The organism is Methylobacterium sp. WL18 (assembly GCF_008040015.1).
Taxonomy (GTDB): domain Bacteria; phylum Pseudomonadota; class Alphaproteobacteria; order Rhizobiales; family Beijerinckiaceae; genus Methylobacterium; species Methylobacterium mesophilicum.
On record NZ_VRVD01000831.1, the window covers coordinates 1 to 1732 of the forward strand.

A 1732-nucleotide genomic window follows, 5' to 3' on the forward strand; every position below is an offset into this window, starting at 1 on the left:
CTGCACGATCAGCCGGAGCCCGTCGCGCACCGCCACGATGTCGGCGCCCTGGTCGCCGCTCGGCGGGGTCCGGTGCGCCCGCCAGCCCGCCCGGGCCAGGCGGTCGGCGCAGTAGCGCTCGTAATCGATCCCGTCGCCCGGCGCCTCGTCTTCCTCGGGCAGCGCGATGGCGGCGGCCTCCGCCTCGACGATCGCCAGCATCCGGGCGCGCTCCGACTCGGCGAGGTCGGCAAACCGGGGCCCGATCTGCGGCAGGACGGTGCGGTCGAGGAAGTACGCCCGCTCCCGCAGCCAGCCGTCCTCGATCCGGTTGCCGTAGGCATCGGAAAAGCTCTCCTGCCGCCGCCGCAGCGCCAGGGTCTCGCCATGGGCCCGGGCGATCCGGCGCACCCGCGCCCGGAACCGGCGGGGCCGGCCGAGATGGCGCCCGAGGACCAGCGCGAGGGCCGCCCCCGTGGCCGCGAAGGCCGGCGGTCCGTACCAGAGCCCGAGCGGGCAGCCGATCACGGCCGTCCAGAACAGGCGGGCGACGGGGTTGGGCTTGCCGGGCATCGGATCTCGGGTCGCGGATGAGCCCGCCGACCCTGGCAAGCGCCCCTTGCCCGATGCTGAATCCCGGCGGGAAAGCTGTGGATGCAGGCCCGCGGGCCTAATCCTTCTGGCCCTTCCGGCGCTGGTGGCCGAGCCCCATGCTCTTGGCGAGGCTCGAGCGCGCGGCGGCGTAGTTCGGCGCCACCATCGGGTAGTCGGGGGCGAGCCCCCACTTCTCCCGGTAGGCTTCGGGCGTCAGGTCGTAGTGGGTGCGCAGGTGCCGCTTGAGCGACTTGAACTTCTTCCCGTCCTCCAGGCACACGAGGTAGTCGGGCTGGATCGAGCGCCGCACCGAGACCGCGGGCCGAAGCTCCTCCACCGGCGGGGCCGGCGGCTGGCTCAGCCCGTGCAGGGTGGCGTGGACCGCGGCGATCAGTCCGGGCAGTTCCGGCACGGGCACCGGATTGTTGCTCACGAAGGCCGACACGATGTCGACGGACAGCGCGAGATAATCCAGGTCCTCTCCGACCGTGGCGTCCATTCCGAAACCTCCCGTCGCTTCGTCTCGGCCGCCATCGTTCGGCGTGTGCCGGCCGGAATCTGTGTCTGTCGAGGCTGATACAGGCCTATAAAGCGGCAGGTACTATGATGTGATCAATATAAGGGCAAGACCAATTTGTAAGTGACCACAACAGCCAACGTGATTGCAGCCTGCATTGTCGAATACTGTACAAAGCCGGCTCGTCCCGTGGCGGCCGGTGCGGGCCACGCGCGGCATCGGTGCATCCGGGCGTTGCACCTGCGGGAGATTGTGCCATCTGGTAGGGCGGCGGGTGCGCCGCGGCGCGCCTTGCAAAGCGCGTCACCCAGGCGAGGGGCCCCCATGCGCGCGCACAGATTCGGGCCGTCGGCGCCGTGAGCACGTACCGCTTCGACAAGCTCCTGGCGCCGCGCTCGGTCGCGCTGGTCGGAGCCGTGGCCCGCGAGGGCTCCCTCGGGCGCAGCGTGCTCGACAGCCTGCGCCGGGCGGGGTTTCCCGGCGCGATCCTGCCGGTCCAGCCGGATCACGAATCCGTGGACGGCCTGCCCTGCGTGAAGCGGGTCGCCGACCTCACCGTGGTGCCGGACCTCGTGCTGATCGCGGTGCCGCCCGCGAGCGTGCCCGAGGTGGTCGCCCAGGCCGCCGCGATCGGCGCCGGGG

Annotated in this window: 3 protein-coding genes; 1 reads left to right on the top strand and 2 read right to left on the bottom strand. The window is 71.7% G+C overall.

Annotated features, from left to right (window positions below):
• Window positions 1-552 (bottom strand): restriction endonuclease (locus tag FV228_RS28795; RefSeq protein ID WP_147857594.1); only part of this gene is annotated, 552 nt, incomplete at its 3' end.
• A gap of 97 nt (window positions 553-649) precedes the next feature.
• Window positions 650-1072, bottom strand: a complete 423-nt coding sequence (locus tag FV228_RS28800; protein ID WP_147857595.1) for a MucR family transcriptional regulator — start codon at window positions 1070-1072, stop codon at window positions 650-652.
• A 374-nt stretch (window positions 1073-1446) separates the two neighbouring features.
• Between FV228_RS28800 and FV228_RS28805 the strand changes: the two genes are divergently transcribed.
• A partial coding sequence (locus FV228_RS28805) for a CoA-binding protein (protein ID WP_147857596.1) occupies window positions 1447-1732 on the top strand: 286 nt, incomplete at its 3' end.

Coding starts and splice junctions, on each gene's coding strand:
- FV228_RS28800 (WP_147857595.1), bottom strand. CDS start 1,072: ATGGACGCCACGGTCGGAGAGGACCTGGATTATCTCGCGCTGTCCGTC.